Origin of the sequence: Sphingobium sp. S6, from assembly GCF_905120495.1 — a bacterium.
Lineage (GTDB): Bacteria > Pseudomonadota > Alphaproteobacteria > Sphingomonadales > Sphingomonadaceae > Sphingobium > Sphingobium agri.
The window spans coordinates 1235277-1262057 of sequence record NZ_CAJHOG010000001.1 but is presented as its reverse complement, the minus strand read 5'-3'; the positions used below and the strand labels follow the sequence as shown (position 1 = coordinate 1262057).

Genomic DNA, 26781 nt, shown 5'->3' with positions numbered 1-26781 from the left:
GCACGCGTCAAAGCGCCCGGTCCCTGCCGGTTCCGTCAAGCGCCCAGCGGATAATGCACATATTCGCTCATGGCCGCATTACCGGAGCGAAGCTGGACGCGGACATCGGCTGCTTTGCCGCTCTCGCGTCGCAGATCGAGCGCCACGCGGAAAAGGCCGGGTTGATGAAGGACGGGATATCCGCCCTTCCTGACCAGCGTAGCGCCAGCCAGATCGACCCAGATGTCGGGCCGCGCGTCCTTTGCCACGCCAGAGAAATCCAGGATCAGACGGTCCACGCCCGCTTCACCCGCCTGACCGGTCCACACATTATTGAGCACCGCGATGCCCGTTGCAGGTCCGCCCGCTGACGACCAGTCGAGCCGGTAGCTCGCATCGATCCGGCTGCCCGCCCGAACCGCCGCCGCTGGCGTCCAATAGGCGCAGACATTGTCGACATATTCGCTGGTCGTGGGAAATGCGTAGAGCCGGACCTGCCCCGCACCGAAGGGCTTGCGCGGCGAAGCCCAGAGCGAGGGGCGGCGTTCATAGAAGACACCGTCATCCTGATAATGGTCGAAATTCCGGTCCCGCTGCATCAGGCCAAAGCCCTTGGGGTTGCGTTCGGCAAAGGCATCGACGCGCGGGGCGGCGGGATTGATGAGCGGACGCGCATGGATCGTGCCGTCCGCGCTGCCGATTGCCAGCAGGTCGGAATCATGGATTTCCGGCCGCCAGTCGGTGCGGGATGCGCGGCTCGCCTGATCATACCAGAACATGCTGGTCATCGGCATCAGCCCCAACTCCGCGATCGGGCGGCGCGCGAACAGTGCGGCATCGACATCCTGCCGCACGCCCTGCGTCGTCTTTTCAGTCACGAAGCGATAGGCCCCGGTGATCGAAGCGCCGTCCAGCAGGGCGTAGATGGTGAGGCTGCTCGGACCCGTGCGCTCCAGCCAGAAATGGGTGAAGCGGGGGAATTCCTCCTTGCCCTGTATGCTGGTGTTGACCGCGATCGCGCGAGCGGACAGCCCGAATTGTTTGGTCGCGCCGGGGGAGCGGAAATAGCTCGCGCCGAGGAACGACAGCCAATCGCCATCGCGCGCGGCGTTCATAACGCGAAAGCCCGCATAGCCAGCGTCCGGACCCAAGTGCCGCACCGCATTGTCGGCAGGCGCGTCAAAGATCGTCGGATCATAGCGCAGCGGCGTGGCCCGGCCATTCTCCACCAGCGCAATCTCCACCGGCTGTTCAGCAGAGGCGCTTAACGGGAAAAGCTGTACGCCGGTATCCCCCGGCAGGTTTCCCCAGATTGTCCGGTCCTCGCGAAAGCGCGCTTTGTAGAGCGCCTCGTAATCCACCTTGCGGGCACCCGGATGATGCGGCGTTTCCCGGTAGGGCTGCCGCGCAAGACCCCTGGCGCGGGCAATCACCATGTCCCAGGAAAAACGCTCGCCTTCCTGCTGGGCGAGTACGGTCCCTGGGAAGAGGAGAGCAGCGCCTGATGCGCCGATCAGCGCGCGCCGGTCGATATCCATCATGGCCGTAATGATGGGCGCATGATCGCATAATGCAAGCCTTGGCGCCCCAAAATGCGGTGAAGCCTCCGCCCGGGGGGACGGAGGCTTCGAATGCTGGCCGTTCGATCGAAGGTAGTTGCCCGGCGCGGTGGGGACTGTTGATGCGCCGGGTTCCCATGACTGGCTGTCAGGTGACCAATACCTCAGCCGGTCAATCTGGTTGGCTGAACCGGATTACTGGATCAGCTTCAGGACATTCTGCTGGCTCTGGTTTGCCTGAGCGAGCATCGCCGTCGAAGCCTGGTTCAGGATCTGCGCCTTGGCGAGAGCAGTCGTTTCAGCCGAGAAGTCGGCGTCTTCGATGCGGCTGCGGGCGTCAGAGAGGTTGGTGATGTTGTTGGTCAGGCCGTTAACCGTGGATTCCAACTGGTTCTGGGCTGCACCGAGCGAAGCGCGGGTCGTTGCGACTGCCTTCAGCGCGGTGTCGACGTTACCCATGGCAGTGGCTGCGTTTGCGGCAGTGTCGACTGCAGTGCCCGCAGCCAGGTTGGCGAGTGCAGTAAAAGCAATATTCACAACGTCGCCGGAGTTGGCGCCAGCCTGGATGTTGATGTTGCCGGCCTTGGCGGTGTAGGTCGCGGCAGGCGCTGCATCGCTGTTGAAGATACGCACGCCGTTGAATTCGGTCGTGGCGAGGACGCTCGTGATCTGCGTCTTCAGTGCGGTTGCTTCAGCGTTCAGGTTGGTCCGGTCGGTATCCGAATAGGTTTCCGACTTCGACTGGACGGCCAGTTCGCGGATGCGCTGCAGCATGTTGGCGACTTCACCCAGCGCGCCTTCCGCCGTCTGAGCGAGCGAGATGCCGTCATTGGCGTTACGGATGCCCTGGGTCATGCCCTTGATCTGCGAGGTCATCTGCGAGCTGATCGCGAGGCCCGCTGCGTCATCCTTGGCGCTGTTGATGCGCTTGCCGCTCGACAGACGCTCCATGGCGGTGCTCAGCGACTTGCCTGCGAGAGCCGAAGCGTTGGCGGCGCGCAGAGCGGAGGAGTTGGTTCCGATAACAGTCATGATATTCCCTTTCTATGTCCTATCAGGTCGCTGCCATCAGGCTGCTTGCGGCCTCGAAAGGGGATAACGGCGCGGCGGAAAAAGCTTTTAGGGCTCGGCGCATTTTTTTCTGAGAAAGTTCAAAAAGCCCCGAAATCAGCGGGTCTTGCATAACCGATCCATATGGAAGCCGGTCCACCGCCCCGACAAAGCGGAAGAAAATTGCCGCCCGGCAGCAAGGTTATTGCCGCATTAACCAGATGATAACCATGCGAAGGGCATTTGTCAGAGCATCGAAGGGGGTTGGGGCGTGCGGGGGCACAAGCCAGCCGAAAATGGATGGGACTGTCATGTCGTCGCTTGACGTGAGCCGAGGTGTCTGCGCGCTCGTTCCGGGCCTGCAGCATTGGCTGGAAAATGCCTTTTACATGGTACGCATCGTCGATGCGCAGAGCCCGCGCGAGCGTGACGAGCGCCGCGTGCTGCTGGCGACGGAGATCGGCCATGCGACCCATCGCGATATTCTGATCAATCTGGTCGATGGAAAGCCTTCGCTGGCGCCTGCCGCCAACGGCCTGCCTGCCCGCGTGGCATTCAATATCGAAGATATGGGCTTTGCCTTCGCCCTCATCGCCGAGCTCGCCCGCCCCGCGAGCGTCCCGGCAGTGGGCGACGCAGCCAGCACTCGCCTGATGACGCTGGCTGGCCGTGTTGCCCGCAGCGACGCCACGGTCCTGATCCAGGGTGACACCGGCACCGGCAAGGAAGGCATGGCGCGCTTCCTCCACGCCCAGTCGGGCCGCATCAGCCGCGACTTTATTGCCGTCAACTGCGCCGCGCTTCCCGAAACCATGATGGAAGCGATGCTGTTCGGGCATAAGAAGGGCAGCTTCACCGGCGCGGCCAACGCTTCGGATGGTCTCTTCCTGGCCGCTGATGGCGGCACGCTGTTCCTGGATGAAATCGCCGAGTTGCCGTTGCCGCTTCAGGCGAAGTTGCTTCGTGCGTTGCAGGAAGGGGAAATCCTGCCCGTCGGCGCGACCCATCCCGTGCCGGTCGATGTTCGCATCATCGCTGCCTGCAACCGTGACCTTGCCGCCGAAGTAGCCGCCGGACGTTTCCGCGAAGACCTTTACTGGCGCCTCAATGTCATGCCGCTGGAACTGCGCCCGCTGGCCGAGCGTGCTGGCGACGTGACCGCCATCGCCGCCGCCATGCTGCTGCGCCATCAGGAATTCGTCTGGCCGACCGCTGCGGCACTGGAAAAGCTCGCCGCCCATGTGTGGCCCGGCAATGCCCGCGAACTTGGCAATGTCCTCCAGCGCGCCATCGTGCTGCGCGAAGGCGACCGGATCGACGCGGAAGACCTGCACATCGCGGGTGCGCCGCAGTTGCGCGTCGTCGATGCGCAGCCCGCGCCCGCCGGAACGATCAGCCTGCGCGACGTCGCTCGCCAGTCGAAGCTCGACGCCATCCGCGCCGCGCTGCGTGAGACGGACGGCCACCGCGCCGCCGCCGCGCGCAAGCTCGGCATTTCCGAACGCACCCTGCGCTACCGGCTCGCCGAAATGCGCGAACTTGCAGCGGCTTGAGGGAGGTAGGGCATGACCGGCATTTCCCCGACTGACAGCGTGATGGCGATCCGCAACGCCATCCTCCAGAAGAACGCGGCTCTCCGCGATGTTGCCCAGACCGGTACGGTCGGCGGGGGCAGCATCGGCGGCGCCGAGGGCACCAAGCCCGGCGGCTTTACCGAGGCGCTCAACTCCGCCCTCCAGCAGGTCAACGGCCTGCAAGCCCAGGCAGGCGAGGCGGCTTCCGCCTTCGAACGGGGCGAAACGACCGACATCGCCGCCGTCATGCTCGCCAAGCAGCAGGCGTCGGTCAGCTTCGAAGCGACCCTCCAGGTCCGTAACAAACTCCTGTCCGCTTACAAGGACATCATGAGCATGCCGGTATAATCCATGAGCGAGAACGCACTCACCCTCGATGGCGGCGCGACCGCTCTCCCCGCCACCAGCGCCCCTGCCTTTGGCGGCGCGAAGGGCGCCGATGCGCTGAAAGCGCGCTTCACCGGCTTCATCAAACAGCCTGCGGTGGCGAAGAGCCTGCCGCTGCTCGGCCTGCTGGGCGTCGTCGCCACGGCTGGCGCTGCCTGGCTGGCGCTGCGCGAACCGCCCCAGCGTGACCTGTTCCGTGGCCTGCCCGATGCCGACAAGTCGGCCGTGGCACAGGTGCTGGACCAGAATGGCCTGACTTACGACTTCGACAATTCGGGCGCGATGACCGTGGCCGAAGATGATTATTTCAAGGCAAAGATGATGCTCGCCGCCCAAGGCCTGCCCAAGAGCGCGCCCGACGGCAACAGCATGATCGACAGCCTGCCCATGGGTGCATCGCGCGCCGTGGAAGGCGAAAAGCTCCGTTCGGCCCGCGAAATGGACCTGGCTCGCACGATCGAGGCGATCGATAGCGTCGAAAGCGCCAAGGTTCACCTCGCCGTCGAACCGCCAAGCGTGTTCCTGCGCGAACGGGCCAAGCCCTCCGCTTCGGTGATGCTGCGCCTCGCTTCGGGCCGCACGCTGACCGATGCGCAGGTGAGCGCAATCGTCCACCTCGTCGCCTCATCGGTGCCGGAACTCAGCCCCGACCAGATCTCGCTGGTGGATCAGAATGGCCGACTGCTCAGTAACAATGACGGCAATGCCGCCGACGATCGCCAGCTTGCGGTGCAGGGCAAGATCGAGGACCGCTATCGCCAGTCGGTGATCGCGCTGCTGACCCCAATTCTGGGCGAAGGCAAATTCTCGACGGAAGTCCGCGCCGAACTCAACTTCGCAGAGCGTCAGGCGACCCGCGAAACCTATCCGCAGGACGAAGCGCGGCTGCGCACTGAAACCGGCAGCTGGGCGTCCGACCCGCGCGGCCAGGGCGCTGGCGGCGAAGCAAGCGGCGTACCGGGCGCACTTAGCAATCAGGCCCCGGTCAACCCGACCGTCACGCAAACCAATCCCAACGGGCAGGCTGTCAGCCAGGGAACGCAGGCCAATCAGCCCGCGACCCCGGCAAGCGCGCCGATGAAGACCGAGGAAACCTTCAACCGCAGCTTCGAACTGGGCCGCGAAGTTTCTGTGACCAGGGACGCGGTCGGCACCGTCAAGCGGCTGTCCGTCGCCGTGGCGCTCGACAATGGCGCGGACGGCAAGCCCCGCTCGGCACAGGAAATCGCGGCTCTGGAAGCGTTGGTGAAGGGCGCGGTCGGCTTCGATCAGGCGCGCGGCGACGTGGTGGCGCTTTCGTCGCGCAGCTTCGTCAAGGCCGAGGAAGTGAAAGCGCCCTGGTATGAGGCGGACTGGATCTCTCCGCTGGTGCGCAACCTGTCGGCGCTGGCCGTCGCGCTGCTGGTGATCTTCGGCATCGGCCGCCCGCTCTTGAAGCGCCGCGCCGCTGCTCAGGAAGCCGCCGCCGAGCAGACCGCTGCGCAGGGTCAGAAGATCGGTCGTGAAATCTCCTCCGAGATCACGAAACAGGCCGCGATCGCGCCGGACGGCAGCAAGGCAGTGACGCTCGACATGATCTCGTCCACCTATGACTATGCACAGCGCGCCGACCTTATCCGCAACTTCGTGAAGCAGGACCCGGATCGTGCCGCCCTTGTCGTCCGCGACCTCCTGAAGGAAGGGAAGAAGGACAATGGCTGAGGTCGATACCGCTCCCGCCGCCATCAAGGGCAGCGCCGCCGCCGCCGTCCTGCTGATGCTCTTCGACGAGGATGAGGCCGCGCAGATCCTCTCGCGCCTCGAACCCGACGAGGTCCGCCAGTTGGGCTACGCGATGTACGACGTCGCCGACGTGGCGGTCGAGGAAGTCAACGAGGCGCTCGACCATTTCGTCACCAAGGCGAAGAAGCGCACCACCATCGGCTATGGCGCGACCCGTCACATCCGGGGCGCGATGACCAAGGCGCTGGGCGAGGAACGCGCCGAAACCATCCTGGCGCGCATCACGCCGCCGACCCGCTCCACCCAGCTTGAAATGCTGAAGTGGATGGACGCCAAGGAAGTGGCTTCCCTGATCGAGGCGGAGCATCCGCAGATCATGGCGATCGTGCTCGCCCATCTGGAAGCGCCCGTCGCCGCTGATGTGCTGCAACTGCTTCCGGCCGAATATCAGGAAGAGATCGTCTATCGCATCGCAACCCTGGGTCCGGTGTCGAACGAAGCGCTGGATGACCTGGAACAGCTGTTGCTGCGTGGCTCCACGGCCAAGAAGCAGGGCGCGGCGTCCCAGCGCGGCGGGACGATCGAGGCGGCTGCGATCATGAACAATGTCCGCAAGGAAAATGAACAGCGGATCATGAAGGCGGTGGCCAAGCGCGACAAGATGATCGCGCAGACCATCGAAGAAGAGATGTTCGTGTTCGATAACCTGATCGACATGGATGACAAGAATATGGGCACGCTGATGCGCACCATCGACAGCAGCGTGCTGGTCGTGGCGCTGAAGGGCGCGAACGAGATGCTGAAGGGCAAGATCTTCGGCGCCATGTCCGCCCGCGCCGCGCAGGCGATCGCCGACGAGATCGAGGAACGCGGACCCATTCGCCTGGCAGAGGTGATGGAGGCGCAAAAGCTGATCATCGCCACCGCGCGTCGCATGGCCGACGCTGGCACCATCATGCTCGGCGGCAAGGGGAACGACTTTGTTTAAGGTCTGGGACGCAAGCAGCAGCCGGGACGCATCCAGCATCCCCTTGGGCGGCATGGGGCAGGTAAAAAACGGCAGCTTCCGCAGCCTTTATTCCGACGCGGCCCCGGCGCCCGGCAGGACGATGCACGATGCCGCGCCCGCCATGACCGACGAGGACATCATCGAGCAGGCCCGGATGGAGGCCTTCACGCTCGGCTTCGATGAAGGATGCCGGGTGGTCGGCGACGCCGCCGCCGCGGATGCCGAAGCACGCGCTCGCCTCGCCGAAGCACTGGAAAATCTTTCGCCCGCGCCCAGCGGCATGCTGTCCACCATGTTGTCGGCCACGGTCGTCCGGCTGGTCGAACAGATTGTCGGCGAGGTCGAGATCGATCTGGAGCGGCTCGTCCAGCGCTGCGACACGGTCGCCGCTTTCATCGAGGATAATGAGGACAAGAGCGCGCTGCACTTGCATCCCGACGATGTCGCCATGCTGGAAGGCGAAACGATCGGCGTGAAGCTGGTCGGTGATCCCGCCATGCATCGCGGGTGCGTGCGGCTCGAAACCGCAGACGGCTGGATCGAGGATGGCCCGGACGTGCGCCTGTCGCGCCTGCGTGCGCTGATGGACGACATGGAAGGCCGTTCATGAAGGGGGTTTGGGCATGATCAAGGCATCGCTTGCCCAGGCGGAAAGCCTGTTCGACCATCTCCAGGTCCAGAACCGTTCACCCCGTCACGTCGGCCGTCTCGTCAGCCACGATGCGGGCATGCTGGAGGTCACGGGCTTTCGCAAGCCGATCGGCGCAGGCGCGCGGGTGATCGCGTCGGACGGCACCATCTGCCGCGCCGAGGTGGTCGGCTTTCGCGGCGACAAGACGCTGCTCGTGCCGCTGGATGCCGACGCACCGCTGGAAAATGGTGCACGGGTAGAACCGGACAGCCAGGCGAACATGGTGCAGGTGGGCGAGGGGCTGATCGGCCGCGTCATCGACGCCATGGGCCAGCCGCTCGACCGCAAGGGACCGATTATCGCTGGCGGCAGCTGGCCGCTCAACGGCGTCAAGGGCAATGTCCTCGACCGGGGCCGCGTGACCGAACCGTTCGACCTTGGCGTGCGCGCGGTCAACGCGCTGCTCACCGCCGGGCGCGGCCAGCGCATCGCCATCATCGCTGGATCGGGCGTGGGCAAGTCCGTCCTGATGGGCCAGATGATCGCAGGCGCGGAAGCCGACATCGTCGTCGCGGGCCTGATCGGCGAACGCGGCCGCGAGGTCAGCGACTTCCTGGAAACCAAGCTCAAAAATTCGATGCACAAGAGCATCGTCGTCGCCGTGCCCGCCGATCATCCCCCGGTGCTGCGCCTGCGCGCCGCCGCGCGGGCCACCGCCATCGCCGAATATTTCCGCGCGCGCGGCAAGAAGGTGCTGCTCCTCATCGACAGCCTGACCCGCTGCGCCCATGCCCAGCGCGAGATCGGCCTTGCGCTCGGCGAACCGCCCGCGATGAAGGGCTATCCGCCCTCCGCGCTTGCGCTGATCCCCCGTCTGGTGGAACGGGCAGGGGTGGATGCCCGCACCGGCGGCTCGATCACCGCGCTCTACACCGTGCTGGCGGACGGCGATGACACCGACGATCCGATCGTGGACGCCGCCCGGGCGATCGTGGATGGCCATTTCGTCCTTTCGCGCCATCTGTCGGAACAGGCGATCTTCCCCGCCATCGACATCGGCAAGTCCCTCTCGCGCGTCATGGCTGACGTGGTGCCGGACGATCATCGCATGGCCGCTGCCTCCTACCGCCGCCTGTGGGCCGCCTATGAAGAAAATCGCGACCTGATCCTGATGGGCGCCTACCGCCCGGGCAATGACCCGGTGATCGACGAAGCCGTGCAACGCCGCCAGGAAATCCTCGATTTCATCCGGCAGGATCAGAAAAGCCGGATCGACCTCGACACCAGCGCTGGTGCTCTCATCGCTGAGTTCGGCGCATGAAGGGCGCGCTCAAGACGCGCCACCGCGTGCTGCGCGTCCGCCATGTGCAACATGCCATGGCTGTCGCTGAAACGGCCCGTGCCCGTGACGAGGCAGACGGCATCGAACGCAATGCCGACCGGCTGCGCAAGGTGCGGAACGATCTTTTTTCCGACCCCGGCATGGCAACTGGCGCGAATTTTGCAGCGATGCAGGAACTTGCTGGCCGGCTTGAGCAGGCTGGCCGTCAGCTGGATGGCGCGCTCTACGATGCGCGCCGCAAGGTAGAGGCCAAGGAAGGCCTGACCCTTGCGGCCAATCGGGATCGCGAGGTCGCCGAAAAGCTCAAGGATCGCGCACGCGCGGACCTGGAGGAATGGCGGGAAAACAAGCTGGCGGCCCTGCCGCGCTACCGCCGGATGCAGCGGACGGGAGACCTATGAGATGAACATGCTTTCCAGCCTGAAGGCACTGCTCTTTTCCTCGGCCGTGCCGGGCGTAGCGGCGGTTCAGCCTGCCACGCCAGGCGAGACGGCCGATTTCGCCGCGCTCTTCAACGGCACGATGGCGGAAGAGACCGCCCTTGCTCCGGCCCTGCCGCAGATTGAGGGACCAGCTGTGCCGCCCGTTGCGGCCGATGCCCCGCCCATTGAACAGCAGGACACCGCTACCGCTCCCTCCGGCCTTCCGATGAACATGGCTCCGCCCGCGGCCACGCCTGCGCAGGGCCACGTCCCGCACGGGCTTGCCATAGCGGTTGCCGCCGGCAAATCCTTGCCGTCGCAATTGCCGCCCGGCCGAGCGCTCGGGCTCGTCAAGCAGGCTGCAGATGTTCCGGTGGAGCAGCAGCCACAGGTTGAGCCTTCGCCTTCCCAGGCGCAGTCCGAGACAAGCTTGCCGGACGAAGCACCCATCCCTGCGCCAGATGCGTTGGGTGAAGCACCCGTCCAGCCGGAAGCCGCAGTACCGGATAAGGGGACTAAGCCTGCCCAGTCGCCCAAGGCCCATCCTGCCGCTCACAAGGATGAGCCTGCGCCCGGGCCTTCCATTCCCGTCATGGCGGAAGCCTCGCCGGTCGAAACCAAGCCGGTGGAGACCAAATCCTCGCCCAAGGATAAGGCAAAGGTCGAACGGACGGAGCAGGACCCTGCGCCTACGGCTCCAGTGCCGCAGCCCGTCATGGCAGCTGAAGCCGTTCCGCCGGTCAATCCTGAACCTGTAACCGATGCATCAGCAGACGGCTCCGAACCTGTAGCTGCCGCACCCAATGTGGCACCGACTATCACGGCTCCCATGTCATCTGCGCCTACGCCCCGTCCTGCGCCAATCCAAAGCGACCCTGAAAGGATCGCCCCAGACCAGCGCCACGCTCGCGGCGAGGGGAAGATATCCTCGGCGGTTCCAGACGCGCCTTTGAAGGCTACTGCAGGCGAAAGCCCAGCCTCCGAAGGCGTATCGCCCGCAGCGCCGGTCCTCAACGGCAAGCCGGTGAAGGCGGAAGCGATCGCTCTCCTGGCAATCGTGCGTGAACAGGTGGCCGCGCGCCAGACCGGCGCGCCCATTCGCGTCGGCGAACAGGTTTCCGCCGCTGCGCACGCGAAAGCCGAAACGCCCGTGCGTTCAGCCGAACCGGCATTGGAATCGTCCGTCGGTCCGCCGTCGCCTGATGCAGCTCCCGCTGCTCCTCCGGTCACGGCTCCGCAAACCGCCAGCCTGTCCGTACCAAGCGCAGTTCCCGCTTCGCCATCGCCCGATTTGTCTGCCAGCCTCGGCGCTCAGGTCGTCGACATGGGTGTTTCCGGCCAGTGGATCGACGGGCTTGCTCGTGACATTGCAGGGCTGTCGGCAAACGGCGCGCAGGGACGGTTCCAGATCGATACGCAGCATCTGGGCGCGGTGCAGGTGGACATTCGCCACGACACGGACGGCGCCGCAGTCAGCCTGACCGTTGCCAGTGAGGCGGCGGAGGCGGCGTTGCGGCAGGATAGCGACCGGCTGAAGCTGGACGCGGGCCTCGCTGCCGTTCGCATCGCCGAGTTGAAGGTCGAACGCGCGCCTGCGGTGGCTGAAGCGCATCGCGCCGAAACAGGCGGCCAGTCATCGTCTCAGCAGCAGCAACAACAGTCGCAGCAAGGCTCTCAGAGCTCCGCCTGGGCGCAGAATAACGGCCAGAATATGGGCCAGCCCCAAGGCCAGCAAAATCGCTGGCAGGGGCGCGAAAATAACGGCTTTGGCCCTAAAGGCTCCGGCGATCCTGCCGTTCTTAACCATGCGGACGCGCAGCCTGCCGCCCATGGCCGGGCGCGCGCGCGTTACGCTTAAGATTCAGGATTTTCGGGGGACCGGCAGATGAGCGACGAGGCAAAGGCGAAGAAGAAAAAGGGCGGGGGCATGAAGATGATCCTGCTGGCCGCCGCCGCGCTTGTCCTGGGTGGTGCGGGCACGGCTGGCGGGCTCTACGCGGCCGGTTTCTTCAGCGCCAAGGAAGAGGGCCCCAAGGAAGATCCCAACAAGCCAGTCCTCGTCCTTGCGGGCGAGAGCGCCGAGGAAGTCGCGAAGGCTCATGGCATGGGCGGCGAAGGGCATGGTGAAGGCGGCGGCGGGGGCCATGCGCCCGCGCATCCGGGCAAGGGCATCGACCTTCCCACGCCCGCCAATCCGGCGGCCTATCAGGCGACCTATTTCCAGTTGCAGGCGCCCTTCACCTCCAACATGTCGGACACCGACGCCTTCGCCCAGATTTCGGTGGCGGTATCCACCTATTACGACCTGCGCGTGATCGAGGCGATCAAGACGCACGAGATGGCGATTCGCAGTCAGGTGCTGATGTTGCTCGCCCAACAGCCCGAAGCGATGCTAGCGACGCCGGAAGGCAAGCGGCAGCTCCAGGGCCGGATCAAGGGCGTTATCAACGATGTTTTGAAGCAAAAGACGGGCTATGGCGGCATCGATAACGTTTATTTTACCAATTTCGTTATTCAATAGGGGTGCCTGAAAGGTCGGGAAGTCCCCTGACCCGCTAGGGCAGGGGACTATGATGAACGACGTTCAGACCTACGCTTTCGGGCGCGGGGAATCGCAGACACCACAGCTGCTGTCCGGGCTCGACCGGCTGGGCGAAAAGCTCGGCCGGCGTTTGCGCGCCTTGTTCGAGCCAATCTCGGGCGTGCGCCCGCATATCGCCATGCTCGACGCGCAAGTGCTGGATTTCGGCCAGTGGTCGGCGCAAGTGCCCACCTTTTCCAGCATCGGCGTCTATCGCATCGCGCCGCTAAAGGGTCAGATGCTGCTGCGCATGGACGCAGCCATGATCTCCACGCTGGTCGATTGCTTCTACGGCGGCCTCGGCAATCGCCCGCTGCCCGCGCGGGGCGAGTTCACCCCGACCGAAGACCGGCTGATCAGCCGCATTTCAGAAGGCGTGATCGCGCGCCTTTCGGAAGGGTGGACCCACATCCTGCCGCTGGAAATCGGCCTCGTCATCCGCGAAACCGGGATCGGCTTCGCATCCGCCGCGCAGCCCGGCGAGCAGATGGTGCTGCAACGCTTCATGCTCAGCATCGCGCGTGATCAGGAATGGCCGATCGACCTCCTCTACCCGCTGTCGTCGTTGCGCGCGGTGGAGCCGCTCATGGGGACGAAGGCTCCGGTGGACGAGGAGCGCGTCGATCCAGTGTGGCAGGCGCGCATCGCCAATCGCATGCGCGACATCCGCCTACCCGCCCGCACCGTGCTGGCGCGCCCCAATCTCTCGCTCGCCGACCTCATGCAGTTGAAGACCGGCGACATCATTCCAGTCAATATCAGCCGCAGCCTGCCGTTGATCGTGGGCGACCGCATCGTCGCTCATGGATCGATCGGCGAACAGGACGGCCGCGCCGCATTCCAGATTGAAAAGCTTTTACAGGGACCTGAACAATGAGCGACATGAGCGAAGCGCCGCGGATGGACGGCTTTGCCGACAACGGATTGAGCCGGATGGTCAGCAATCCCCAGTTCCGCCTTCTGGCCGACATTCCCGTCCGTATGTCGGTGGAGGTCGGCTCCACGTCGCTGCGCCTGGCGGAGGTCATGGATCTGGCCGAAGGCAGCATCGTGGAACTCGACCGTCAGGCCGATGATCTGCTCGACATCATGGTCAACGGGGCGCTGATCGCGAAGGGCGAGGTGGTGACGGTGAATGGCCGTTACGGCATTCGCATCGTCGACATCGCAGCTGCCGAAAGCCGCCTGGCTGGGGTCGAACGGCGCGGTTGATCGCGCCGCCATCCTTTTTCCCTTGCTGCGCGCCGATCTTTCTGATTCGGAAGGGCGGTTAACCATGATAGCGGACCGGCCCTCATGTTCTGGTATTTCGTCAAACTGCTGATCCTCCTGCCGCTGGTCGGCGGCATGGCCTTCGGCGCGCTGTGGCTTTGGCGCAAATATCAGCCCGGCATGATCGCAGGGCAGGACGGCCGATCCTTGAAGATGCTCGAAGCGCTCCCGCTCGGCACCTTCGGCAAGCTCGCCGTGGTCGAGTTCGAGGGCAAGAAGATACTGCTGTCCGTCACGCGCGGCCGGATCGAAAAGATCGCGGAAGGCGATCCCTATCGTGCGCGCTAACGCGCTGCTGATCGGCGGACTTGCGCTGACGGCTGGGCTGCTGCTGGCTGAACCCGCGCTCGCCCAGGCAGCCGCGCAGGCCGCACCCGCGGCGCCGGTCGACAATGGCGGCGCGCTGACCCGTGCGATGGGGGCGATTTCGGGCGACGGCCGCCCGCTGTCCCTGTCGCTCCAGATCCTCGTCCTGATGAGCCTGCTGTCGGTGCTGCCGTCGCTTGTGCTCATGATGACCAGCTTCACCCGTATCATCATCGTCCTGTCGATCCTGCGCCAGGCGCTGGGATTGCAGCAGACCCCGCCCAATCAGGTGCTGGTGGGCCTTTCGCTCTTCCTCTCCCTCTTCGTGATGCGCCCCGCGATCGACCAGATCAACGCGCAGGCCTTCGACCCCTATGGCAAGGGGCAGATCAGCATCGAGGAAGCGGTCGGCCGATCGGGCAAGGTGCTGCACGGCTTCATGGCCAAGCAGACGCGCGAGACGGATCTGAAGCTCTTCGCCAACCTCGCCGAAGCGCCCGCCTTTCGCTCGCCCGCCGACATCCCCTTCTCGATCCTGCTCCCCGCCTTCGTCACGAGCGAACTGAAGACGGCGTTCCAGATCGGCTTCATGATCTTCCTGCCGTTTCTCATCATCGACCTCGTTGTCGCCTCCACGCTGATGGCGCTTGGCATGATGATGCTGTCGCCGACGATCATCTCCATGCCGTTCAAGCTGTTGCTGTTCGTGCTGGTGGATGGCTGGGCCCTGACCATGGGGTCGCTGGCCGGGTCGTTCGCGACATGAACGGTTCCACTTTCCAGATGGAGATGAGGGGGTAGGCCGATGGAAAACGCCGACTTCTTCATGGGCCTTGCTCAACAGGCGCTCTGGATCACGGCGCTCGCCGCCGCGCCCATCCTGATCCCGGCCCTGATCGCTGGCGTCCTCATCGGCATGGTGCAGGCCGCCACCTCAATCAACGAACAGACGCTGAGCTTCATCCCCAAGATCATTGTCGTGGGCGGCATGCTGGTGCTGTTTGGCGGGTCGATCCTTGTCCTCATCGCGGACTTCACCCGCGAGATATTCGAACGCATCCCGGACCTGCTCCAATGATCGCGCCGGGCTTCGCGAATGTGGAGACGCAGCTCTGGATCTGGCTGATCGCCATGATCCGTCCGGGCGCGGCCTTCATCGCGGCGCCCGTATTCGGCGCGCCCTCCGTGCCGCTGCCGCTGCGCTTCATCCTCTCGCTTGCGCTTGGCCTCGCCGCCCTCAACAGCGTCACAATCCAGCTGCCGCAGGACGGCATTGCCAGTTTCGCGGGCGTGATGCTCGTCATGGGCGAGGTGCTGGCCGGGCTCGCCATGGGCTTTGCGGTGCAGATCGGCTATGCCGCCGCCTTCGTTGCGGGCGAGGCGATTGGCAACACCATGGGCCTGAACTTCGCCGCCATGGTCGATCCGTCCTCAGGGCAGGCGACCCAGGCGGTCGGCACATTCCTGTCGATCCTCGCCACCTTCCTGCTGCTCGGCATGGACGGCCATCTGATGCTCGCCAGCTTCGTGGTGCAAAGCTACAAGGCGCTGCCACCCGGAGACGCGATGCTCAGCAATGATGCGGTGTGGCATCTGGTGCAGTTCGGGGGCGCGCTCCTGGGCGCGGGCCTCACCATTGCGCTCCCCGTCGGCTTCGCGCTGGTGCTGGTGCAGATCATCATGGGCATGCTCGCCCGCAGCGCGCCGTCGCTGAACCTCTTCGCGGTAGGCATGCCCGTCGCCGTCATGGCGGGCCTCATCCTGCTTGCCATCGCCGCGCCGGTGATGGGTGAGGGGCTGACCGCCGCCCTCAAGTCCGGGCTCGACCAGGCCCAGTCGATCGCGGAGGGCCGCTGACATGGCTGGCGACAATGGCGGCGGCGAAAAGACCGAAAAGCCCACACAGAAGAAATTGCAGGACGCCGCCAAGAAGGGCGACATCCTTCAGTCCAAGGAACTGGCGACCGCTCTGGTCGTGATGGCGGGGATCGGCTGGATAGCGGTGACGGGACCTTCCGTCGTCGAATCCCTCTCGCAGATGCTGATAGAGGCGCTGCGCTTCCGGCGTGAGGACATCATGGACTTCGCGCCCGCCGCGCGGGGCATGAGCCTGCTCACCGGCATCGCCCTGCCGGTCGGCGGCATATTGCTGGCAACGACGCTCGCCGCCATCGCAGGCCCCGCCATCCTGGGCTCGCTCGGCTTCCGCCCCGGCGCCTTCGCGCCCAAGGCGTCTAAGCTCAATCCGGCAGCGGGCCTCAAGCGCATCTTCGGCATGCAGGGCCTTATCGAGCTGATGAAGTCGATCGCCAAGGTCGCGCTGCTCGGCTCCATCGGCGTCTGGCTGATCTGGGACCGGCTGACCGCGATCATCGGCCTTGGTTCGTCGGGCCTTGCTCCCGCCATGTCGGAACTGGGCAACATGTTCATCATGACCTGCCTCGTCATGGCGGGCGGCTTGTTCCTGATCGCTGGTATCGACGTCCCCGCGCAAATCATGCAGCGTTCGAAACGCCTCGGCATGAGCAAGCAGGACATCAAGGACGAGCATAAGGAAAGCGAAGGCTCGCCGGAACTCAAGGGCCATATCCGCCGCCGCCAGTTCGAGGTGCTGAGCGGATCGACGCGCCAGGCGGTGGCTGAAGCCAGCGTGATCATCACCAACCCGACCCACTTTGCCGTCGCCCTGCGCTACAAGCCGGGGCAGGATGCCGCGCCAGTCGTGGTGGCGAAGGGCTGCGACGCGATCGCCGCCGCCATTCGCGAGCTTGCCGACCAGAATGGCGTGACGGTCCTTCAATATCCCGATCTTGCCCGCGCCATCTACTTCACTTCGCGCGCCGGGCAGATCGTCAATGAAGGGCTCTACATGGCTGTCGCGACCGTCCTTGCCTTCGTATTCCGCGTCGAAAACCGCATGGCCGGCGAGATCGACCGGCCCTTCATCAGCGTCCCCGACGACCTGCGCTTCGATGCTGACGGACAGAAGCTTTAGAAAAATCCTCACGGTGAACTAAATCTTAGGCATTGCTGGCCGTAATATATTCATGGGGACGCATTAGGATGGTGCGTCATGAACGAATATGCTTCGCGGAGCGACTTAACGCAGGTTGATCGGGTGTCTTCCCGAACGCCTTCGGCCGTGCCCGCGGTCCAGCCTGTAGCTGCCCAGCAGGGCATGGATACGCCAGCAGGCAAGCCGCAGGACGGCGGTACGAATATGGGCCTTTCCGAAGATGATCTCGCCAGCGCGGCCGAATATGCCAAGGTGCATGCGCGCGTGGCCGACATCCTGGCGGAACTGCGATCGGCCTCGGCCACGCCGACCGTGGAAGGCGCGGAAGCGGAAATCCAGACGCTGCTGCCTGCGCCCATGATCCTCGTGCCCTTGCCGCCCGCTTCGAAGGAAGCGGTGGAAAGCGCCGTGACGCTGGGCAAGCGCATTGCGGAACAGGCGAGCTACGCGCACGCTGCGCAGGCCCATCTCAAGCGTGGAACGGTGGATCAACTGCTTTCGACCGACCATTGAGGGAAGATCGTCAAGCGCGGTCTTTCCTTTCCTCATGAAAATCATTCCTAAAGGTCTTCGTCCTAGAGCCGTTCTCATCCTCGAAAGGACGGACGATGACTTCGGTAAGCAGCAGTATTTCGACAGCGCTCGGCATCGGGTCCGGCATTGATACCGGGGCGCTGGTCACCAGCCTGGTGAGCGCCGCGCGCGACCCGAAGCAGAAGATGATCGCCGACCGGCAGAGCGCCAATAATGCGCGTATTTCCGCGCTTGCCTCTGCTTCCAGTTCGCTCGACACATTTGCCGACGCGCTCAATAGCCTGCTCGCGGGCACCGGCTATGCGGGCAACCCCGCCTCCAACGATCCCAGCATCGCGGCGGTCAGCCTGCTGCCCGGCGGTACGCCCAAGCTTCCTGCTCAGCTTGAAGTGCGCCAACTCGCCGCGGCGCAGACCATCTCATCGGCTATCGCCGCGAACGCAACCGCCTCCACCCCTATCGGTGCAGGCAGCTTTTCGCTCAAGGTGGGCAATGGCGCTGCCGTTCCGATCACGCTCGCTGCGGGCGCAACCTATGCTGATCTTGCCGCCGCCATCAATGCGTCCGGCGCAGGCGTGACGGCCAGCGTCATAACTGACAATCAGGGCACGCGCCTTGTGATGAAGGGCGCGACCGGGGCCGCGAACAGCTTTACCTTCACGAATACGTCATCACCTGCCAATGCCGCGCTCGACGCCTTCACCTGGGACGGCACGACTGGCGGCATGACGCGCCAGGTGCAGGCGCAGGATTCGATCATTCGCCTTGACGGGGTAGAGCAGCGCTACAGCAGCAACACCATCGACACCGCGATCGCCCATCTGCGCATCGACCTCAACAAGGCCGCGCAGGGCACCAGCGTGACGCTGGCGACGACGCAGCCGACCACCACGATGCGCGACCTGATGGTCGAGTTCGTCGACGCCTACAACACGCTGATGAAGGCGCTCAACACCGCCACGGCAAAGGGATCGGACCCCTCCACCGCTGGCGCGCTGAACGGCGAAGCGTCTGTTCGCGACATGAAGCGGCAGCTGTCCCAGATGACCTCGGCGGTGCTCGCGCCTAGCGGGGCCTACACGACTCTGTCTTCGATCGGCGTCAGCACCAATCGCGACGGCACGCTGAAGCTCGACACCGCCGCGCTCGACAAGGCGCTGACCGCCGACGCGGCCGGGATCACGCAGATGCTCAATCCGGCTGTCAAGTCGGACACCACCCCCGGCCTCGCAGGGCTGATGGACGGCGTGCGCGACAAGATCCAGCAGAAGGACGGCCCGCTCGCCACCGCCAAGACCAAATATGAAAAGCTGGCCGAAAATCTCACTGAGCAGCTGGAAAAGCTGAACGAGCAGATGACGGACTACCAGGCACAGCTCTCCAAAATCTACACCAACATGGAAAAGCGGCTTTCCGCGTTCAAGGCGACACAGACCTATCTTGAGCAGCAGGTCGCCATGTGGACCAAAAGCGATAATTGATAACAGGGGTCAGATAAGATGTTCTATTCTCAGGGCTATGCAGGCAATCGCGCGGCGCGCGGCTATGCAGCGGTTCATTCGGGCAGCCGGATCGAAGGCGCGACGCCCCATGCGCTCGTCAAGGTGCTGTTCGACGAGCTGCTGATCGCCCTTGAGGCCACTGCGCTTGCCGAGCGCAACAATGACCGCCTGAAGGTGTCCGACAAGCAGGCCCGCGCCATGTCGATCCTGATCGCGCTCGAATCCAGCCTCGACTTCGACAAGGGCGGCGACATCGCCATGGGCCTCGCCCAAATCTACCGCGAAGCGCGCCGCCTGCTGCTGCTGAGCGCCAAGGAACGCTCGCCCGACCATGCCGAGCAGGCCCGCGACATCATCGCGGAAATCGCCGACGCCTGGAACCAGATCGGGTAATTCCCCGTCATCCCGGCGGACGCTGGGGTCTCAGGCGAGAGGGTGCTTGCACCACCTGAGCGCCGCTAGTATAGGCAGCGCTCGCAAAGGGCGGCCCGGCGGGGGCCGCCTTTTTGCGTTTTGAGACTTTTCATCAGCCCAGCGAAGGGAGGGCCACCATGTCGATTACGCCGCTCATGCCCGTTTACCCCCGGTGCGATGTCCGCCCGGTGCGAGGCGAGGGCTGCTATCTGATCGGCGAGCGTGGCGAGCGTTATCTCGACTTCGCCAGCGGCATCGCGGTCAATCTGCTCGGCCATGGTCATCCAAAGCTTGTGAAGGCGATCGCGGATCAGGCCGCGACGCTGATGCACACGTCGAACCTCTATGGCATGCCGCTTGGCGAAAAGCTCGCACAGCGGCTGGTCGATTCGACTTTCGCCGATACGGTCTTCTTCACCAATTCGGGCGCGGAAGCGGTCGAATGCGCGATCAAGACCGCGCGCCGCTACCATTATGCCAATGGCGAGGCGCACCGGCACAAGATCATCAGCTTCGACAACGCCTTCCACGGCCGGACGCTCGGGACCATCTCGGCCACCAGCCAGCCCAAGATGCGCGACGGCTTCGAACCGCTGCTGCCCGGCTTCACCGTCGTTCCGTTCAACGATCTGGAAGCGGCCGCGGCTGCCGTCGATGACAACACCGCCGGTTTCCTCGTCGAAACCGTGCAGGGCGAAGGCGGCGTGACGCCCGCGACCCAGGAGTTCCTCTCCGGCCTGCGCCAGCTCTGCGACGAGAAGGGCATGCTCCTCATCCTCGACGAAGTGCAGTGCGGCTATGCCCGTACCGGCACCTTCTTCGCGCATGAGCAATATGGCGTGCAGCCCGACATCATGGCCGTCGCCAAGGGCATCGGCGCGGGCTTTCCGCTTGGCGCCTGCCTTGCGACGGAGGAAGCGGCCAAGGGCATGGTGTTCGGCACCCACGGCTCCACCTATGGCGGCAATCCGCTCGCCATGGCGGTGGGCATGGCCGTGCTGGACGAAGTGCTGGGCGAGGGCTTTCTCGACCATGTGAACAGCATCGGCGCGCGCCTGCGTTCCGCGCTGGAGCAGCTCATTCCCAATCACGACATGTTCGAGGATGTGCGCGGCCTTGGCCTGATGCTCGGCGTCAAGCTGAAGGACAGTGCCGACGCCCGCAACTTCGTGGCGCATCTGCGCGACAATCATGGGCTGCTGGTGGTGTCGGCAGGGCAGAACGTCGTCCGCATCCTGCCGCCACTTGTGATCGGCGAGGAACATGTCGCCGAATGCATCGAGAAGCTGTCCGCCGGTGCCCGCAGCTTCGCGGAGGCGCAAGCGGCATAGCCAACTTCCGTTCGCCCTGAGCGTGTCGAAGGGCACTCTTCTTTTGAATAGAGAAGTGCGCTTCGACAGGCTTGGCCCGAACGAGTTGAGGGGTTTGATTATGACCAGACATTTCCTGAATCTCTCCGACGCGGGCGCCGACGCGCTCGCTGCCATGATCGCCGACGCCATCGACCGGAAAGCCGCGCGCAAGGGCCTGCCCAAGGGTCAGGCGGATGCCGACGCGCCGCTCGCCGGGCACACGCTTGCGATGATCTTCGAAAAGAACAGCACCCGCACCCGCGTCAGCTTCGACATGGCGATCCGCCAGCTCGGCGGCACCTCGCTCATCCTAGATGGCGCGACCAGCCAGCTGGGTCGTGGCGAAAGCATTGCGGACACCGCTCGGGTCCTTTCCCGCATGGTCGACATGATCATGATCCGCACCGACGATCATGCCAAGATCGAGGAGATGACTCGGCACGCCACCGTCCCTGTCATCAACGGACTGACCGACCTGTCGCACCCCTGCCAGATCATGGCGGACCTGCTGACTTTGGTCGAACATGGCGTTGCCTTGCCGGGCAGCCAATGGGCATGGCTCGGCGATGGCAACAATGTCCTGCACTCGATCATCGAAGCAGCGGGCCTGTTCAAGTTCGACCTGCGCATTGCCGTCCCCGAAGGCTATGAGCCCGACCACGCCTTTATCAGACAAGCCCAAGACCTCGGCGCCGGCATCACGCTCACCCGCGACCCGGTCGAGGCCGTGGCGGGGGTGGATGCGGTCGTCACCGACACCTGGATTTCCATGGGTCAGCCGCATGCCGACGAAAAGCTCAAGGCCATGATGCCCTATCAGGTCACGCAAGAGCTGATGGCCAAGGCGAAGCCGGACGCCAAATTCCTGCACTGCCTTCCCGCCCATCGCGGCGAAGAGGTGGTGCCCGAAGTGATCGACGGTCCACAGTCGCTGATCTGGGACGAAGCGGAAAACCGCATTCACGCGCAAAAGTCCGTGCTGCTCTGGGCAGCGGGCCGCCTTGGTTGAGATTCGGGTGACGCGTCCTATCTAGGGCGAAACACGCAGAGGCGACGTTATTTCTAGTCGTCATGCCGGGCTTGTCAGCGTCCATCGTGCCCCGCAGGCCTCTCCGCGCGGGTAGAAATGGATGCTGAAACACGGTCAGCATGACGGTTTTTCATAAGACGGCCTTATACCTCATTTTGGAGCCTGACTTGAACGCACCCGCCGATATCGACCAGGCCCAGGGTTTCACGATCCCGTCGCGTCATGCGCGCGGCCGCATCCTGCGCCTTGGCCCTGTGCTGGACGATGTGCTGGCCGCCCACGCCTATCCGCCGCCCGTGGAACGGCTGCTCGCCTCGGCGCTCGTCCTTGCCGCACTGCTTGGTTCGACGCTCAAGGATGCGGGCGGCCAGCTCACATTGCAGGCGCATAACGAACATGGCGTCGTCAGCCTGCTTGTCGCAGATTACAAGGGCGGCGAAGTGCGCGGCTACGCCAAGTTCGATGCTGACAGGCTGGCGGAGCTTGGCCCCGACCCGACGCTCTTTGGCTTGTTCGGCAAGGGCTTCCTCGCCATCACCTTCGACCAGGCGGTCACGGGTGAGCGCTATCAGGGCATCGTGCCGCTCGACGGCGATTCGCTGGCGGACGCGGCGGAACATTATTTCTTCCAGTCCGAACAAATCCCCAGCATCGTGCGCATCGCCACGCGCCATGATGCGGGGCAGGGGTGCCTCGCCGCGGGCATGCTGCTTCAGCATCTTCCCGAGGGAGAGGTTGGCCGCGAACGCCTGCATACCCGCCATGATCATCCCGAATGGGAACATGTGAAGGCGCTGGCCGTCACGCTGAGCGACAAGGAACTGACCGACGAAGGGCTGCCGCTGACCGACATCGTCTGGCGGCTTTTCCATGAGGAAGAGGTCGTCCGCGTCACAGAGCCGGTGCCCTTGAGCAAGGGGTGCCGCTGCGACCTTGCGCATATCCGCAGCGTGATCGGCCGATTCCCGGCGGAAGAACGGGCGCACATGGCTGATGACCAGGGGGTTATCGGTGTCGACTGCGCCTTTTGCTCCCGCCTCTTTCCGGTTTCGCTGGACAGCTTCGCGCAAGGCTGACACGAATCCGTTACGATTTCGGGGGAGGTTGATGCTCTAGCGGGGGCTGGCGCTATCAACAGGCCGCATTTGGGTGCATGGAAGGTGACGCCGCCGTGCACGGCAAGCCGATTTTTCCGGAGTCCGCGATGAAATACGGGGGCTATCGAATGACGTCAGGTCTGCGCGCCATGGGTGCGGCCGCTGCGATGTTGATCGCGACATTGCCAGTCGCGTCTCAGGCGCTTGCACAACAACCACTTCGGGGCCTTGAGCCGGGGGAATGGGAATTGCGCGAACGGACGGAAGAGGGCGGCAAGGGCGACGTGCGCCGCATCTGCCTCACCGCCATTCGCCAGTTGATCCAGCTCCGCCATGGCCGCGACAGCTGCAAGCGGCTGACGGTTGACGAAGGCGCGAAGCGGGTGGTGGTAAGCTACGAATGTGGCGGGGCGGGCAGCGGCCGCACGGACCTGCGCATCGAAACGCCGCGTCTGGTCCAGATCCAATCCCAAGGGATCGCCGGGGGCGCACCTTTTTCCTTCAGCATGGAAGGACGGCGGATCGGGGCGTGCCGTTGACCGGGCGGCTTGCGCCAGCGCTCCGGCAGGGGTAGCGCAACGCGATGCTTTCCAATGATCCCAAAATTGCGGTCGTCCTGCTGTCGGGCGGGCTGGATTCGATGGTCGCGGGCGGACTTGCGCGTGAGGCGGGCTATGAACTGGTCGCGCTCACCATCGACTATAATCAGCGGCATCGTGTCGAATTGCAGGCGGCGGCGCGCATCGCCACCGCTCTTGGCGCGCGGCGGCACATCGTCCTCCCCCTCGACCTCACCGCGTTCGGCGGCTCGGCCCTGACGGCGGACATGCCCGTGCCCAAGGACGGGGTGGGGCCGGGCATTCCCAACACCTATGTGCCCGCGCGCAACACGATCTTCCTGTCGCTGACGCTTGGCCTTGCCGAAGTTTCGGGCGCGAATGATGTTTTCATCGGCGTCAACGCGCTGGATTATTCCGGCTATCCCGACTGCCGCCCTGAATTCATCGATGCTTTCCAGCATCTGGCGTCGCTCGCGACCAAGGCGGGTGTCGAGGGCCATCCCGTCCGCATCAACGCGCCCCTGCAGCATATGAGCAAGGCCGACATCGCGCGGGAAGCAAACCGGCTGGGCCTGGATGCGGGGATGAGCTGGTCCTGCTATGATCCTGCGCCGGGCGACCAGCATTGCGGCCTCTGCGACAGCTGCCGCCTGCGGTCCAAGGGCTTTGAGGAAGCGGGCCTGCCCGATCCCACCCGTTACGCCGTCAGGCCATAAGGGGTTCGTCGATGACCTATGCCGTCAAGGAAATGTTCCTGACGCTGCAGGGCGAAGGCGTGCATAGCGGCCGTCGCGCCGTCTTCATGCGTTTTGCCGGATGCAATCTCTGGACCGGCCGTGAAGAGGACCGGCGCAAAGCCGTGTGCCAGTTCTGCGACACTGATTTCGTCGGCACGGACGGGGAAGGCGGCGGCAAATTCGCCGATGCGCAGGCGCTTGCCGACGCGGCGCTCGCCTTTTGGGGCACTGGCGAAGAAGGCCGCTACATCGTCATGACGGGTGGCGAGCCCATGTTGCAGGTCGATGATGCCCTGATCGACACGCTGCACGCCCGTGGCTTCATCATCGCCATCGAAAGCAACGGCACGATTCCGGCCCATCCCGGCATAGACTGGGTCTGCATCAGCCCAAAGGCAGGCAGCGATGTCGTCCAGCGCAGCGGCAACGAACTGAAACTGGTCTGGCCGCAACCGGGCAGGGGACACAGCATCGGCGATGTGGAAGCGATGGAAGGCTGGGCCTTTGATAACCTGCTGATCCAACCCCTCGACAGCGCCGACGCGGCGGCGAACATGCAGGCGGCGATCGATCTCGTCATGGCCCGCCCGAAATGGCGGCTGAGCCTTCAGTCGCACAAATATCTGGGGCTGCGGTAAAAGGTCGCGGTCGAACTGCCCCCCCCCGCCAGTCGAACTTACCCCTCCTCCGTTCGCCCTGAGCCTGTCGAAGGGCTCTACTTCTTGGAAGGAAGTTAGGGGCTTCGACAGGCTCAGCCCGAACGGGTTAATTGTCCTCGCGAACAAGACCAAAAAAGAGCGGAGCCCCAACAGCCCCGCCCCTCACATCATCACCTGGCCGCCACCTTCTGCTCATAATCCGCCTGGCAGTTCGGCCGCAGCTTGTCCTTCTTCCAGCATTTCTTGTCGAACGAAGGCAGGGTCAGCGCAAAGCTCCGGCCCGGATCGCCGTAAAATTGCTCGCCTGCCAGCACCAGCGACTTCTTGATCGATCCCAGGCCCGTGCGCGCTACCTCATGCAGGCTGCCGCGATTGGCGAAGATCGCCTGACGTCCGACCTGTGCCGCCGCCTGGCAGAAGCCCCGCTGCGCCTGCACCGTCGAATAGCCGGAATAGATGCGTGTGCCATATTGGTCCGACGCCGCCTGGCCCGGCTTGCCCTTGCCGACGGTGCGCTGGAAATAGCCGAGCAGCACCGACTGGGCCGAATCCATCTCGGCGTCATGATGCGCGATCATCGCGTTATAATTGCTGATCGACAGCAGCGTGGGTTCGAACTGGCACTGGAGCGCGGCGACATTGAGCGCGGCGCGCAGGTTCCATACCAGTCCAGCGCGGATTTCCTCCGCCGTCGCGCCCGGCAGGCCCAGTGCGGTGGCCGCTTCGGCATCGGTCAGCGGCGGCGCGGAGAAATCGGGCGGCGACCAGAAGAACTGGGCTGCGGCAGGCTGCGCCAGCAGCGGCGCGGCGGCAAGCATCAACCCGGAACAGATCCGGCGCAGGGTGGAACTGGATCGCATGACTTTCCCTTTATGGATGGCCCTTTGTGAAGGGCGGCCTTTATGAACGACGGTCGGGCAGGGCTTTCCTTGTCATATGCCTTGCCGATGGCGCCTGTATTGCGCCTGAACGCCTTGCTCCTTCTATTGATCCGAAAGCACTTCTGCCTCGCCCCGCGTTGCGTTGGCAGCGGCGGGTTCCGACTGAGATGCGGCAGCGGCGCTGTTATTGCCTCCGGCGGAGGGCAGGGCGGCAGACGGCGCCTCGCTCTGCACGCCGTCCAGGTCCGTCATGGCGTCGGTGGTCGTGCCGTCGACGACCTCCAGATCCTTCATCTGGACCGTGTTGCTCGTCTTGTCGTCCTTGCCGCAGGCCCCCAGCGTGGCGCTTGCCGTCAGCAGCAGGGCAGTAAAGATCATCCTCGCTTCACAGCGCATCCGGGTCTCCCAAACATGTGATGCCCGGCGGCCCCCACCCGGCGTAGGCGCGGACCCTAGCGGCCCGCTCCGCATTGCTCAACCCCCGCGCCGCAGCGCCGCAACCGGCCGAGGAAAGCGGGAAAGTGCGCTTTCAACGCCGCGTCGAGATCGGCCATCGACGCCTTCTTGCCCAGCGCCGCGATGCTCGTGACAGGATATTCCGCAAGCCCACACGGCACGATGCCGCCAAAATGCGACAGGTCGGGATCGACGTTGATCGAAAAGCCATGCAGCGTCACCCATCGTCGCACCCGGATGCCGAGCGCGCCGATCTTCGCCTCGCGCCCGCCCAGGTCATCGGCCCAGATGCCGATCCGCCCCTCTGCCCGCCGCGCCGCTATGTCCAGGTCCGCCAACGCATCGATCATCCATCCTTCCAGGTGGTGGACGAAATTGCGCACATCCTTGCCACGCGCGCTGAGGTCGATGTTCAGATAGCCGATCCGCTGCCCCGGCCCATGATAGGTATAGCGCCCGCCGCGCCCCGCATCATGCACCGGAAAGCGCGGGTCGATCAGCTCGGCCGGATCGGCGCTCGTCCCCGCCGTGTAGAGCGGCGGATGTTCGAGCAGCCACACCCGCTCTTGCGCCTCGCCCTCGAAGATCGCCGCCGCCCGCGCCTCCATGTCGGCGAGCGCATGCGGATAGTCGACCGGCGCCGAATCGACCCGCCATTCGATCTGTTCGGCCCCGGCCGGCGAAGGGGGAGAGGATGACATGGCACTTC

Annotated in this window: 31 protein-coding genes; 25 read left to right on the top strand and 6 right to left on the bottom strand. The window is 64.5% G+C overall.

The annotated features are described in order from the left end of the window. Window positions 1-35 precede the first annotated feature (35 nt). From SPHS8_RS06500 to SPHS8_RS20590, 3 genes are all read right to left on the bottom strand, one after another. Window positions 36-1520, bottom strand: coding sequence for a glucan biosynthesis protein (locus SPHS8_RS06500; protein ID WP_201514733.1), 1485 nt, complete (start codon window positions 1518-1520; stop codon window positions 36-38). A gap of 213 nt (window positions 1521-1733) precedes the next feature. Further along, on the bottom strand, window positions 1734-2570 hold the full coding sequence (locus SPHS8_RS06495) for a flagellin N-terminal helical domain-containing protein (RefSeq protein WP_201514732.1): 837 nt from the start codon (window positions 2568-2570) through the stop codon (window positions 1734-1736). Window positions 2571-2592: 22 nt separating this feature from the next. Then, window positions 2593-2721, bottom strand: a complete 129-nt coding sequence (locus tag SPHS8_RS20590) for a hypothetical protein (protein ID WP_268933191.1) — start codon at window positions 2719-2721, stop codon at window positions 2593-2595. A gap of 178 nt (window positions 2722-2899) precedes the next feature. On the opposite strand from SPHS8_RS20590, the gene SPHS8_RS06490 reads away from it, so the two are divergent. From SPHS8_RS06490 to queE, 25 genes are all read left to right on the top strand, one after another. Beyond that, a complete protein-coding gene (locus SPHS8_RS06490) occupies window positions 2900-4141 on the top strand; it encodes a sigma-54 interaction domain-containing protein (RefSeq protein WP_201514731.1) in 1242 nt (413 codons plus the stop codon). A gap of 12 nt (window positions 4142-4153) precedes the next feature. Then, a complete protein-coding gene (gene fliE / locus SPHS8_RS06485) occupies window positions 4154-4510 on the top strand; it encodes a flagellar hook-basal body complex protein FliE (protein WP_201514730.1) in 357 nt (118 codons plus the stop codon). Window positions 4511-4513: 3 nt separating this feature from the next. After that, the gene (fliF, locus tag SPHS8_RS06480; RefSeq protein ID WP_201514729.1) at window positions 4514-6250 is read left to right on the top strand and encodes a flagellar basal-body MS-ring/collar protein FliF; all 1737 of its coding nucleotides are present in this window, start codon (window positions 4514-4516) and stop codon (window positions 6248-6250) included. Further along, window positions 6243-7259, top strand: a complete 1017-nt coding sequence (fliG, locus tag SPHS8_RS06475) for a flagellar motor switch protein FliG (protein WP_097092156.1) — start codon at window positions 6243-6245, stop codon at window positions 7257-7259. Before fliF ends, fliG begins: the two co-directional genes overlap by 8 nt. Before the next feature lie 52 nt (window positions 7260-7311). Further along, window positions 7312-7890, top strand: coding sequence for a FliH/SctL family protein (locus tag SPHS8_RS06470; RefSeq protein ID WP_097092871.1), 579 nt, complete (start codon window positions 7312-7314; stop codon window positions 7888-7890). A gap of 13 nt (window positions 7891-7903) precedes the next feature. Next, on the top strand, window positions 7904-9232 hold the full coding sequence (locus SPHS8_RS06465; protein ID WP_097092155.1) for a FliI/YscN family ATPase: 1329 nt from the start codon (window positions 7904-7906) through the stop codon (window positions 9230-9232). Beyond that, window positions 9229-9654: a flagellar FliJ family protein gene (locus SPHS8_RS06460; RefSeq protein ID WP_201514728.1), complete on the top strand. Its 426-nt coding sequence runs from the start codon at window positions 9229-9231 to the stop codon at window positions 9652-9654. The genes SPHS8_RS06465 and SPHS8_RS06460 overlap by 4 nt, the downstream gene beginning before the upstream one ends. Before the next feature lies 1 nt (window position 9655). Next, entirely contained in the window at window positions 9656-11533 is a 1878-nt protein-coding gene (locus tag SPHS8_RS06455) for a flagellar hook-length control protein FliK (RefSeq protein ID WP_236574992.1), read from the top strand. Window positions 11534-11560: 27 nt separating this feature from the next. After that, a complete protein-coding gene (locus SPHS8_RS06450) occupies window positions 11561-12196 on the top strand; it encodes a flagellar basal body-associated FliL family protein (protein WP_097092153.1) in 636 nt (211 codons plus the stop codon). 52 nt (window positions 12197-12248) lie between these two features. Further along, a complete protein-coding gene (locus tag SPHS8_RS06445) occupies window positions 12249-13133 on the top strand; it encodes a flagellar motor switch protein FliM (RefSeq protein WP_201514727.1) in 885 nt (294 codons plus the stop codon). Beyond that, the gene (gene fliN / locus SPHS8_RS06440) at window positions 13130-13468 is read left to right on the top strand and encodes a flagellar motor switch protein FliN (protein WP_097092152.1); all 339 of its coding nucleotides are present in this window, start codon (window positions 13130-13132) and stop codon (window positions 13466-13468) included. Before SPHS8_RS06445 ends, fliN begins: the two co-directional genes overlap by 4 nt. Before the next feature lie 84 nt (window positions 13469-13552). Beyond that, window positions 13553-13816 (top strand): FliO/MopB family protein, encoded by a 264-nt coding sequence (locus tag SPHS8_RS06435; protein ID WP_097092151.1) that lies wholly within the window; start codon window positions 13553-13555, stop codon window positions 13814-13816. Further along, on the top strand, window positions 13806-14600 hold the full coding sequence (gene fliP, locus SPHS8_RS06430) for a flagellar type III secretion system pore protein FliP (protein ID WP_201514726.1): 795 nt from the start codon (window positions 13806-13808) through the stop codon (window positions 14598-14600). The genes SPHS8_RS06435 and fliP overlap by 11 nt, the downstream gene beginning before the upstream one ends. A gap of 39 nt (window positions 14601-14639) precedes the next feature. Then, window positions 14640-14912: a flagellar biosynthesis protein FliQ gene (fliQ, locus tag SPHS8_RS06425; protein ID WP_097092149.1), complete on the top strand. Its 273-nt coding sequence runs from the start codon at window positions 14640-14642 to the stop codon at window positions 14910-14912. Continuing rightward, window positions 14909-15691, top strand: a complete 783-nt coding sequence (gene fliR, locus SPHS8_RS06420) for a flagellar biosynthetic protein FliR (RefSeq protein ID WP_201514725.1) — start codon at window positions 14909-14911, stop codon at window positions 15689-15691. Before fliQ ends, fliR begins: the two co-directional genes overlap by 4 nt. 1 nt (window position 15692) lies before the next feature. Then, window positions 15693-16829: a flagellar type III secretion system protein FlhB gene (gene flhB, locus SPHS8_RS06415; RefSeq protein WP_201514724.1), complete on the top strand. Its 1137-nt coding sequence runs from the start codon at window positions 15693-15695 to the stop codon at window positions 16827-16829. Window positions 16830-16907: 78 nt separating this feature from the next. Next, entirely contained in the window at window positions 16908-17363 is a 456-nt protein-coding gene (locus SPHS8_RS06410) for a hypothetical protein (RefSeq protein ID WP_201514723.1), read from the top strand. 95 nt (window positions 17364-17458) lie between these two features. Continuing rightward, entirely contained in the window at window positions 17459-18865 is a 1407-nt protein-coding gene (fliD, locus tag SPHS8_RS06405; protein ID WP_201514722.1) for a flagellar filament capping protein FliD, read from the top strand. Window positions 18866-18883: 18 nt separating this feature from the next. After that, window positions 18884-19279 (top strand): flagellar export chaperone FliS, encoded by a 396-nt coding sequence (locus tag SPHS8_RS06400; RefSeq protein ID WP_201514721.1) that lies wholly within the window; start codon window positions 18884-18886, stop codon window positions 19277-19279. Window positions 19280-19437: 158 nt separating this feature from the next. Continuing rightward, window positions 19438-20631 (top strand): aspartate aminotransferase family protein, encoded by a 1194-nt coding sequence (locus tag SPHS8_RS06395; protein WP_201514720.1) that lies wholly within the window; start codon window positions 19438-19440, stop codon window positions 20629-20631. Window positions 20632-20731: 100 nt separating this feature from the next. Beyond that, window positions 20732-21661: an ornithine carbamoyltransferase gene (gene argF, locus SPHS8_RS06390; RefSeq protein ID WP_201514719.1), complete on the top strand. Its 930-nt coding sequence runs from the start codon at window positions 20732-20734 to the stop codon at window positions 21659-21661. Between the two features lie 140 nt (window positions 21662-21801). Next, the gene (hslO, locus tag SPHS8_RS06385) at window positions 21802-22758 is read left to right on the top strand and encodes an Hsp33 family molecular chaperone HslO (RefSeq protein ID WP_097092141.1); all 957 of its coding nucleotides are present in this window, start codon (window positions 21802-21804) and stop codon (window positions 22756-22758) included. 149 nt (window positions 22759-22907) lie between these two features. After that, window positions 22908-23318, top strand: a complete 411-nt coding sequence (locus SPHS8_RS06380) for a DUF3617 domain-containing protein (RefSeq protein ID WP_201514718.1) — start codon at window positions 22908-22910, stop codon at window positions 23316-23318. Window positions 23319-23362: 44 nt separating this feature from the next. After that, window positions 23363-24055 carry a 7-cyano-7-deazaguanine synthase QueC gene (gene queC / locus SPHS8_RS06375; RefSeq protein ID WP_201514717.1) on the top strand — a complete coding sequence of 231 codons (693 nt, stop codon included), beginning with the start codon at window positions 23363-23365 and terminating at the stop codon, window positions 24053-24055. Between the two features lie 11 nt (window positions 24056-24066). After that, complete coding sequence (gene queE / locus SPHS8_RS06370; protein ID WP_201514716.1) at window positions 24067-24714, top strand: 7-carboxy-7-deazaguanine synthase; 648 nt, start codon at window positions 24067-24069, stop codon at window positions 24712-24714. 191 nt (window positions 24715-24905) lie between these two features. Here the strand turns inward: queE and SPHS8_RS06365 are convergent, their stop codons facing one another. The 3 genes from SPHS8_RS06365 to lipB all read right to left on the bottom strand — a co-directional run bounded on the left by SPHS8_RS06365 (window position 24906) and on the right by lipB (window position 26773). Continuing rightward, window positions 24906-25595 carry a hypothetical protein gene (locus SPHS8_RS06365; RefSeq protein WP_097092138.1) on the bottom strand — a complete coding sequence of 230 codons (690 nt, stop codon included), beginning with the start codon at window positions 25593-25595 and terminating at the stop codon, window positions 24906-24908. Between the two features lie 123 nt (window positions 25596-25718). Then, on the bottom strand, window positions 25719-25994 hold the full coding sequence (locus SPHS8_RS06360; protein WP_236574989.1) for a hypothetical protein: 276 nt from the start codon (window positions 25992-25994) through the stop codon (window positions 25719-25721). Window positions 25995-26068: 74 nt separating this feature from the next. Beyond that, window positions 26069-26773, bottom strand: a complete 705-nt coding sequence (gene lipB, locus SPHS8_RS06355) for a lipoyl(octanoyl) transferase LipB (RefSeq protein WP_201514714.1) — start codon at window positions 26771-26773, stop codon at window positions 26069-26071. Window positions 26774-26781: the final 8 nt, after the last annotated feature.

Bases quoted from the DNA above. Each gene is read 5' to 3' on its own strand.
- SPHS8_RS06500 (WP_201514733.1), bottom strand. From the start codon at position 1,520: ATGATGGATATCGACCGGCGCGCGCTGATCGGCGCATCAGGCGCTGCT.
- SPHS8_RS06495 (WP_201514732.1), bottom strand. From the start codon at position 2,570: ATGACTGTTATCGGAACCAACTCCTCCGCTCTGCGCGCCGCCAACGCT.
- SPHS8_RS20590 (WP_268933191.1), bottom strand. From the start codon at position 2,721: ATGCAAGACCCGCTGATTTCGGGGCTTTTTGAACTTTCTCAGAAAAAA.
- SPHS8_RS06490 (WP_201514731.1), top strand. From the start codon at position 2,900: ATGTCGTCGCTTGACGTGAGCCGAGGTGTCTGCGCGCTCGTTCCGGGC.
- fliE (WP_201514730.1), top strand. From the start codon at position 4,154: ATGACCGGCATTTCCCCGACTGACAGCGTGATGGCGATCCGCAACGCC.
- fliF (WP_201514729.1), top strand. From the start codon at position 4,514: ATGAGCGAGAACGCACTCACCCTCGATGGCGGCGCGACCGCTCTCCCC.
- fliG (WP_097092156.1), top strand. From the start codon at position 6,243: ATGGCTGAGGTCGATACCGCTCCCGCCGCCATCAAGGGCAGCGCCGCC.
- SPHS8_RS06470 (WP_097092871.1), top strand. From the start codon at position 7,312: ATGGGGCAGGTAAAAAACGGCAGCTTCCGCAGCCTTTATTCCGACGCG.
- SPHS8_RS06465 (WP_097092155.1), top strand. From the start codon at position 7,904: ATGATCAAGGCATCGCTTGCCCAGGCGGAAAGCCTGTTCGACCATCTC.
- SPHS8_RS06460 (WP_201514728.1), top strand. From the start codon at position 9,229: ATGAAGGGCGCGCTCAAGACGCGCCACCGCGTGCTGCGCGTCCGCCAT.
- SPHS8_RS06455 (WP_236574992.1), top strand. From the start codon at position 9,656: ATGAACATGCTTTCCAGCCTGAAGGCACTGCTCTTTTCCTCGGCCGTG.
- SPHS8_RS06450 (WP_097092153.1), top strand. From the start codon at position 11,561: ATGAGCGACGAGGCAAAGGCGAAGAAGAAAAAGGGCGGGGGCATGAAG.
- SPHS8_RS06445 (WP_201514727.1), top strand. From the start codon at position 12,249: ATGAACGACGTTCAGACCTACGCTTTCGGGCGCGGGGAATCGCAGACA.
- fliN (WP_097092152.1), top strand. From the start codon at position 13,130: ATGAGCGACATGAGCGAAGCGCCGCGGATGGACGGCTTTGCCGACAAC.
- SPHS8_RS06435 (WP_097092151.1), top strand. From the start codon at position 13,553: ATGTTCTGGTATTTCGTCAAACTGCTGATCCTCCTGCCGCTGGTCGGC.
- fliQ (WP_097092149.1), top strand. From the start codon at position 14,640: ATGGAAAACGCCGACTTCTTCATGGGCCTTGCTCAACAGGCGCTCTGG.
- fliR (WP_201514725.1), top strand. From the start codon at position 14,909: ATGATCGCGCCGGGCTTCGCGAATGTGGAGACGCAGCTCTGGATCTGG.
- flhB (WP_201514724.1), top strand. From the start codon at position 15,693: ATGGCTGGCGACAATGGCGGCGGCGAAAAGACCGAAAAGCCCACACAG.
- SPHS8_RS06410 (WP_201514723.1), top strand. From the start codon at position 16,908: ATGAACGAATATGCTTCGCGGAGCGACTTAACGCAGGTTGATCGGGTG.
- fliD (WP_201514722.1), top strand. From the start codon at position 17,459: ATGACTTCGGTAAGCAGCAGTATTTCGACAGCGCTCGGCATCGGGTCC.
- SPHS8_RS06400 (WP_201514721.1), top strand. From the start codon at position 18,884: ATGTTCTATTCTCAGGGCTATGCAGGCAATCGCGCGGCGCGCGGCTAT.
- SPHS8_RS06395 (WP_201514720.1), top strand. From the start codon at position 19,438: ATGTCGATTACGCCGCTCATGCCCGTTTACCCCCGGTGCGATGTCCGC.
- argF (WP_201514719.1), top strand. From the start codon at position 20,732: ATGACCAGACATTTCCTGAATCTCTCCGACGCGGGCGCCGACGCGCTC.
- hslO (WP_097092141.1), top strand. From the start codon at position 21,802: ATGACGGTTTTTCATAAGACGGCCTTATACCTCATTTTGGAGCCTGAC.
- SPHS8_RS06380 (WP_201514718.1), top strand. From the start codon at position 22,908: ATGACGTCAGGTCTGCGCGCCATGGGTGCGGCCGCTGCGATGTTGATC.
- queC (WP_201514717.1), top strand. From the start codon at position 23,363: ATGCTTTCCAATGATCCCAAAATTGCGGTCGTCCTGCTGTCGGGCGGG.
- queE (WP_201514716.1), top strand. From the start codon at position 24,067: ATGACCTATGCCGTCAAGGAAATGTTCCTGACGCTGCAGGGCGAAGGC.
- SPHS8_RS06365 (WP_097092138.1), bottom strand. From the start codon at position 25,595: ATGCGATCCAGTTCCACCCTGCGCCGGATCTGTTCCGGGTTGATGCTT.
- SPHS8_RS06360 (WP_236574989.1), bottom strand. From the start codon at position 25,994: ATGATCTTTACTGCCCTGCTGCTGACGGCAAGCGCCACGCTGGGGGCC.
- lipB (WP_201514714.1), bottom strand. From the start codon at position 26,773: ATGTCATCCTCTCCCCCTTCGCCGGCCGGGGCCGAACAGATCGAATGG.